General features: G+C 59.9%; 8 protein-coding genes. 5 read left to right on the top strand and 3 right to left on the bottom strand.

Translation table 11 applies throughout. The features are described 5' to 3' along the window. Positions 1-289 precede the first annotated feature (289 nt). Entirely contained in the window at positions 290-1,381 is a 1,092-nt protein-coding gene (locus BN874_RS11440; protein WP_051497745.1) for an NAD(P)-dependent alcohol dehydrogenase, read from the bottom strand. A 247-nt stretch (positions 1,382-1,628) separates the two neighbouring features. On the opposite strand from BN874_RS11440, the gene BN874_RS11435 reads away from it, so the two are divergent. Next, on the top strand, positions 1,629-1,898 hold the full coding sequence (locus BN874_RS11435; protein WP_034433373.1) for a hypothetical protein: 270 nt from the start codon (positions 1,629-1,631) through the stop codon (positions 1,896-1,898). On the opposite strand, the gene BN874_RS24535 is transcribed toward BN874_RS11435, so the two are convergent. Further along, positions 1,858-2,151 (bottom strand): DUF4124 domain-containing protein, encoded by a 294-nt coding sequence (locus tag BN874_RS24535; RefSeq protein ID WP_154724890.1) that lies wholly within the window; start codon positions 2,149-2,151, stop codon positions 1,858-1,860. The two genes, BN874_RS11435 and BN874_RS24535, sit on opposite strands and share 41 nt — an antisense overlap. Here BN874_RS24535 and BN874_RS22595 point away from each other — a divergent pair. The 4 genes from BN874_RS22595 to BN874_RS11410 all read left to right on the top strand — a co-directional run bounded on the left by BN874_RS22595 (position 2,150) and on the right by BN874_RS11410 (position 5,745). Then, entirely contained in the window at positions 2,150-2,935 is a 786-nt protein-coding gene (locus BN874_RS22595; RefSeq protein WP_051497744.1) for a hypothetical protein, read from the top strand. The genes BN874_RS24535 and BN874_RS22595 overlap by 2 nt on opposite strands. After that, positions 2,932-3,864 carry an ATP-binding protein gene (locus BN874_RS11420; protein WP_081756336.1) on the top strand — a complete coding sequence of 311 codons (933 nt, stop codon included), beginning with the start codon at positions 2,932-2,934 and terminating at the stop codon, positions 3,862-3,864. Before BN874_RS22595 ends, BN874_RS11420 begins: the two co-directional genes overlap by 4 nt. Positions 3,865-3,970: 106 nt before the next feature. Next, a complete protein-coding gene (locus BN874_RS22590; protein ID WP_051497743.1) occupies positions 3,971-4,609 on the top strand; it encodes a TIGR04211 family SH3 domain-containing protein in 639 nt (212 codons plus the stop codon). Positions 4,610-4,641: 32 nt separating this feature from the next. After that, positions 4,642-5,745, top strand: a complete 1,104-nt coding sequence (locus BN874_RS11410; protein ID WP_034433369.1) for a metal-dependent hydrolase — start codon at positions 4,642-4,644, stop codon at positions 5,743-5,745. 144 nt (positions 5,746-5,889) lie between these two features. On the opposite strand, the gene BN874_RS22585 is transcribed toward BN874_RS11410, so the two are convergent. Then, positions 5,890-6,285 (bottom strand): lysozyme inhibitor LprI family protein, encoded by a 396-nt coding sequence (locus BN874_RS22585; protein ID WP_051497742.1) that lies wholly within the window; start codon positions 6,283-6,285, stop codon positions 5,890-5,892. Positions 6,286-6,494: the final 209 nt, after the last annotated feature.

Raw genomic sequence — 6,494 nt, 5'->3', positions numbered from 1 at the left:
GTCCTTCCAGTCTCGATGTTAATCATCGACCCTTGGAAGACGAAATCCAGGGGGCACCTCATTTAAGACACCGGCAGGCTTGCGCTGTGGTGTGTTACACACGCCAACCACAAGGAAAACCTACGTTTTTCTGGTGATGACACCGCCCGCGCTATCCCTGAAAAAATCCACAAGAAAACCCGTCCGAAAAACAAAGCAAGGTTTTATCCCTACCCGGATTTTTTCTTGCTCAAACAGGAACCTTATGCTGGCCTTGCGGCGATACTCAAGGGTGAGACACTTTAGCTTCTTAAATGTCTTTCCTGTTCCACTGCACCTCAAACCCCGTCGCCGGTTCCGGTAGCGATGCCATATCAATGACAAAGCGGTATTTCACCTCGCTGCGCAGCATCCGTTCATAAGCCTCATTGATGTTCTGGATCGGGATTAATTCAATCTCCGAGACGATGCCGTGTTCGGCACAGAAATCGAGCATCTCCTGGGTCTCGCGGATGCCGCCAATCAACGAACCGGCCAGCCGGCGGCGCTTGAAGATCAGGTTAAAGACCTCCAGCGGAGGGTGCGGCTCTTGCGGCGCTCCCACCAGACACATCGTGCCGTCCCGTTTGAGTAACTGAAGGTAGGCGTCCAGATTATGCGGGGCGGCTACGGTGTTGAGGATGAAGTCGAACCGGTTGGCGTGGAGGGCCATTTCCTCTGGGTTCTTCGAGATCACCACCTCATCAGCGCCCAGTCGCCGGGCGTCAGCGGTCTTGCCGGGTGAGGTGGTGAACAGCACCACCCGAGCGCCGAAGGCATGGGCAAGCTGCACCGCCATGTGTCCTAGCCCGCCCAGACCCACGACCCCGACGGTGTGGCCCGGCCCCACCTTCCACTGCCGCAGTGGCGAGTAGGTGGTGATGCCCGCGCACAACAGCGGCGCGACCGCCGCCAGATCGAGCGTCTTCGGCACCCGCAGCACGAACCGTTGGTCAACCACGATCCGGTTCGAGTAGCCGCCATAAGTCATCTGACCGGTGTGCGGGTCCGGGCTGTTGTAGGTCAGGGTGAAGGTGGGACAGTATTGCTCCAACCCCTCCTGACAGTCGGGGCAGACGCCACAGGCATCCACCATGCAGCCCACCCCGGCGAGATCGCCCGCCTGAAACGCGGTGACCTCACTGCCCACCTGCACCACCCGACCGACGATCTCATGACCGGGTACCACCGGATACACCGTGTTCTTCCATTCGTTGCGAGCGGTATGCAGGTCGGAGTGGCACACCCCGCAATAAAGGATTTCGATGTGCACATCGCCCGGACCCGGCTCACGCCGTTCAAAAGCGAAGGCATCCAGCGGCGCAGTGGCGGTTGGGGCCGCATATCCAAAGGTTTTAATCATGCTGGAATCTCCTCAAAGCGGTGGTGGAAAGCAATAAAACAGCATAGCGGAGTTCCCCATCGGGAATACAGCGACCGATCCCACTGACCCCCCTACGACTTATCCCCCGTTTCGGTGGATAACTGGAACGCGATTAAAGCTGGGCGGTTGCCATGAGGCTGATCCAGCGGCCCTTCTTCCCCTGCTTAAAAAAGCGCCAGTGCGGTTTTTTGCTATACTTGACGCATCAAAAATAATAAATTGATCAATGAAGATTCCAAAATTGAAGGTGTTGGTCGAAGTAGGCGGGGTGCGCGAGGTGACGGTGAGTTACGACGCAGACGCAGACGGCTGGACGGTGCAAGTAAAGTACGCCACCCAAACCGGCGAACGGATCGAAGTGCTGGAGCGCCAGCGCGACGGGGCGCGGGTGTTCACCACCCTCGACGCAGTAGCCCGCACCCTGCGGACGGCGGGCGTAAGCACGTTTTGCGTCATCAATCCACAAGCTGTCGAAGGATCGCCAGATGACCGCTAACGGCCTCCAGTTGTCGGGACTGATGCGGGCCGATCCGAGACACGTCGCGCTCTATCGAGTCCAGATAGGCGCTGACTTCGCTATCGCGCAGCCCGCCGACGCCCACTCGATCGGTGTTGATGTTCATTACGATTCCGCTGCATGGTTTATCCTGGTAGTGAGCGAATCCATTGACCCAGCAGCGGTAAATCTCGACCGCGTGGGCGGGTGCCATGCAGGCTAAAAGGATCAGGACGGCAGCGGTTTTGTGCATGATAGCGTCTCCTCTGGCGCGGGCGTGGGACGAACATAAGGCGCTGGATTTCATTCTGGATCATCATCCGAGGGTGCAGGCCCAACGGGAAGCGGTGAGCGCAGAAAAAAGCTTGAACCGCCTGCCGGTGCTTGAGGCGATGATCAGCGAACGCTCTTCAGCGGCGGCGGCTCTCGACGCAGCGGAACGGGCGGAGGCGCAAGTGCGGGAGACCGCCCGCGAGCAGACAGCCGCCGCCCAACGCGCCGTGGAAACTGCTGCAACCGCCCCCGAACGGGACGCCGCAGTCAAAGCGCTCAGCCGCACCACTCAGACCACCGGCTCGGCACGGGCGAACGCCGCAGCGGCGCTGGAACAGGCCCGGATCGAGGCGCGCTACGAGGAATACGACCAGCAACGCCGCGAGGCGCTGACCGAACTGGGGCAGTTGCGGCGGCGGCTGGCCGAGAAAGCCACTCGGCGATACGACCAGGAAACCCAGACCGGCGAGATTCGGCAAACCGCCCTCGGCGACCTGGAGAAGCTGCGCGAACTGGAAGCCGACCGGGCGGCGGCAGCCACCCGACTGAGCTTTCTCAAAGTAAAATCGGGTTGGTTGCAAAAGCAGGTCGCCCAAGGCCACCCGGAAGACGCGCTGTGGGAGAATGCCCAGCGCCAGAACGCCGAAACTGCCACCCTGAACCGAATAGACCTCTTGATTGAAGCCCAGCGGCAGCACACCGCGCAGCGGGCGGGCGACCACTGGCAAACGCTGTATCGTTATCTGGCGGGAGTGAGCCCATGAAAGACCTCACCGGCTTGATCGGCCGCGATGAGCTGATCGAGAAAGTTGCTCGCGAAGCGCGCAAGGGTCGCCATCTGCTGCTGACCGGCCCGGTCGGCATCGGCAAATCGGCGGTGCTGGAGGCGGTCATCGACCGGCTGTTGCTGCGGCAACAGCGGGTGGTGATTCCGGTCAGCGAACAGCAGGCCAAAGGCCAGTTCCTCGAAATCACCCGGGGGCTGCTGGAATCGGGTCTGCTCAAACCCTCGGCGCTGGAACTGGACGCCCACCTCGATGATCTCGATCCGTCCGCACTGGAATGGGTCAAGCTCAAGCGCTCGGTCAACCGCCTCAGCATCCGCGACCTGTGCGCCGCCATCGTGCCGGCGCTGCATGACCATCCAGGCCGGGTGCTGATTGCGGTGGATGATTTCACGGCGGTGACCCCGACCCTGGTGGCGTTCTGGCTGGCGGTGTTCGAGGCCGCCCAAGTCATCGGCTGCGCCAGCGCCAAGCGGCCCAACGTCGCTAAACTGTGGTGGAAAATGGCCGAGATGGACGTGCCGCCGCTGGCGATAGAGAGCGCCCGCGCCATCGCCCAGACTTATCTCCGGCAGACCGGCACCCTGGTGGAATCGCCGCCGCTGTTCATCGCCCATCTGGTCCAGCAGGCCAACGGCAATCCGCAGGCCCTGGCCGACCTGCTGGCGGATAGCGCCAAAGAGCGCGTCGTCGATAAACAGCGCATCCGCGAGATGAAACACGCGGCGGGAGTCCGTTATCTGGATTTTACCCCGGTGATGATCGTGGCGCTGGCGTCGGTGGTGGGCACTCGTTATCTGGCCATGGGCACCGGCGACACCGAGCTGTATATCTTCGCCGGGATGATCGCGGCGGTGGTGATCTCGCTGCGGGTGTTTATTTTCCGGGGCGCGGGGAAAGCGAATTAGCGAAGTGGGCGTTCGCAAAACGACTTGCAAACGCAATCCATCAGGCCATGCTTATCTCAATGAAACCTATTCCTCGCCGAGATCACCGAACTCAACGGAAACCCGCGTGAAGCGTTACCTCCTCGGGGGTGTGCTGTGGGTGTTTGTGGCCGGAATCGTTCCCGCCTCCGCCGAACAGGGCTATGTGACGGATCTCTGCACCGTCCCGCTCAAAAGTGGCGCGGCTCCCGCGTACAAGATCGTGCGCATGGTAAACAGCGGAACCCGGTTGGAAATTCTGCAACCCGATACCCAGGGTTATATCAAGGTCAAGACGCCCGAGGGAATCAGCGGCTGGATGATGACCCAATCCCTGATGAACCAACCCAGCGCGCGAAGCCGCGTCGAGCCACTGGAAGTGCGTGTTGCCGCCCTGGAGAATGAAAACCGCATCCTGCGGGGCGAAACCGAAGCGCTGAACTCGGCTCGCGACGCCTCGACCCGCTGCAACGATGAGTTGACGACGGTTCGCAGTACCGCCGCGCAAACGCTGGCGATTGATGAAGAAAATCGCCAGCTCCACCAAGACATCGCGGCGGCGCGGGAACGGCAACAGCAATTAGAGATCGAGAATGCGGCCCTGCGCGACTCGTATTATCGCCACTGGTTCCTCGCCGGGGCCGGAGTCGCCTTTGGGGGTCTGGCGTGTGGTCTCCTCCTCCCGCATCTCTCCTGGCGGCGGCAGCGTCGCTGGGGGCAGTTGTAACGGGTGTTTCCTCCTCCTTGCGGTCGCACCCCATGACCCTCGGCACCCACGTCGCCTTTGCCTCCGTCCTCTATCTGGGCGGGGCCACCCTGTTCGGCTATCGGCCCGACCTCATCAGTTGGGCGCTGGCTGCTGTCGCCAGCCTGCTCCCCGATATTGATCTACCGCCTTCCAAAATCGGACGGTTGTTCTGGTTCCTTTCGGTGCCGCTGGAACGGCGGTTTGGTCATCGCACTCTGACCCATTCCCTGGTCGCGGTCGTGGCGGTCGCGGTCTTGGCGTGGCCGTTAACCCTCCTTCACCCGCTGTACTGGGGCAGCGTGGTGGGCGGCTACGGGTCGCATCTGTGGCTGGACATGCTCAACCTTCGCGGCATTGACCTGTTCTGGCCGTCGCCGATCCGACTGGTCACGCCCGGCAACCGCAATTGGCGAATCGCAGTCGGGAGCAAAGCCGAGATGATGTTGCTCTCGGTGTTACTGGTACTGACCGTGGCGCTCTATCCGCTCAGTCACTTGGGTTTTCGGGATGCGCTACAGGCGTTGCTCAAGAGCTTCGACATCGCGGTCGAGCAGTACCAGCGCCAGATCGGAACGCACTGGTATGACTTGGAGTTGGTGGCGTCGGACAACCTGACGCTGGCGCGGGTGACCTGCCGCTGTCCGGTGGTGGGATTGTGGAAGAGCGGGCTGGTGGTGTTGCAGGACGGCAAGCCGCGAGCGGTGGGCAAGAGTCAGCAGAATCACCACCTGCTGCCGATCACCGGGCGGCTGATCGAGGGCGAGCCGCTGGCGGTGCAATCGGTGCGGGTCGAGATGAAAGGCCGAACGCTGCGCGGGCTGGTGAGCAAGGTGGATCAGCGCCGGGTGTACTTCATCAACGGCGAGGTGCAGACCGGGAGAATCGAACCTATCGCGAACATCGACCTGTACCAGCCGGTGGCCTACTCCGGCCAGACCATGACGCTGCGCTATGCCCGCGCTTCGGAGTTGGGGCCGTGGCTGGATCTGGTGGCCGCCAAGGGTGAAGTGTTCGTGCAGTTCTGGCTCAGGCCGGGTGAGCAGCCGGTGTACTTTGATCTGGGAAACGACCCGCCCGCTGATCCGATACCGGCGGAGTTGCGGCGGTTTTTGTAGGACTGCGGGCGGGAGGCGAACGAGAGTTTTAACTCAAGCCGGGCGAGGCGGTGGTGACGCTGGGGACGGGGGAGGACATGATACCGGAGCCGTTGAAAAGGTTTTTTTGAGCAACCGCTGTCGTTCTGATCGCATCTGATCGTATTACCATTCGGCTGGACCCGCATTAGGGCCGCTCAGTATATACTTCAATTCTGAAGCTCGTTTTTTCACCAGAGTTGCTCGGTAATCCTCAATGATAAAATTACCGGTAGACCCTGTTTTTCTATTGACTTCCGTTATCAATTCAAGACTGGCATCACGATAGTTAAGCCATGCTTCTTGACTTTCTTTAAGTTTTTTCTTTCCGTCGCTTGAAAGCGCTTTCATTGCTTCACTGTAGATCACGTTTAATTCTTGATCGGCTGCTTTATAGCGCGCTGAAAAGCAATCCATAATGGAAACAGAATTTTCTGATCGACTACTGCACTCTTCAGCGATCACTGAATGTGAAATAACGAACAGACCGGTAAAGAGGGCGGCCATAAATTTGATTGGCATAGTGATTCTCTGCGTGATAGAAATTGTCGTTTTATTGAATAATGCCTATTTCAAGTTGGCATCGAACGATCCTGGTGCCTACCACTTATTCACTCCCTGCTCCTGCCCGACCGTCGGCGTTCAGCAGGTGAGTGGCGTAGGGGTAGCGCCTCACCACCTATCAGTTTTAGGTAAAATTTGAAGCGGATAGGCTTTAGGTTGAGAGGAAC

Source organism: Candidatus Contendobacter odensis Run_B_J11 (assembly GCF_000531125.1).
GTDB classification, from domain to species: domain Bacteria; phylum Pseudomonadota; class Gammaproteobacteria; order Competibacterales; family Competibacteraceae; genus Contendibacter; species Contendibacter odensensis.
The sequence above is the reverse complement of the archived record's forward strand: the minus strand, read 5'-3'. Positions and strand labels throughout refer to the sequence as shown.

Coding starts and splice junctions, on each gene's coding strand:
- BN874_RS11440 (WP_051497745.1), bottom strand. CDS start 1,381: ATGATTAAAACCTTTGGATATGCGGCCCCAACCGCCACTGCGCCGCTG.
- BN874_RS11435 (WP_034433373.1), top strand. CDS start 1,629: ATGAAGATTCCAAAATTGAAGGTGTTGGTCGAAGTAGGCGGGGTGCGC.
- BN874_RS22595 (WP_051497744.1), top strand. CDS start 2,150: ATGATAGCGTCTCCTCTGGCGCGGGCGTGGGACGAACATAAGGCGCTG.
- BN874_RS24535 (WP_154724890.1), bottom strand. CDS start 2,151: ATGCACAAAACCGCTGCCGTCCTGATCCTTTTAGCCTGCATGGCACCC.
- BN874_RS11420 (WP_081756336.1), top strand. CDS start 2,932: ATGAAAGACCTCACCGGCTTGATCGGCCGCGATGAGCTGATCGAGAAA.
- BN874_RS11410 (WP_034433369.1), top strand. CDS start 4,642: ATGACCCTCGGCACCCACGTCGCCTTTGCCTCCGTCCTCTATCTGGGC.
- BN874_RS22585 (WP_051497742.1), bottom strand. CDS start 6,285: ATGCCAATCAAATTTATGGCCGCCCTCTTTACCGGTCTGTTCGTTATT.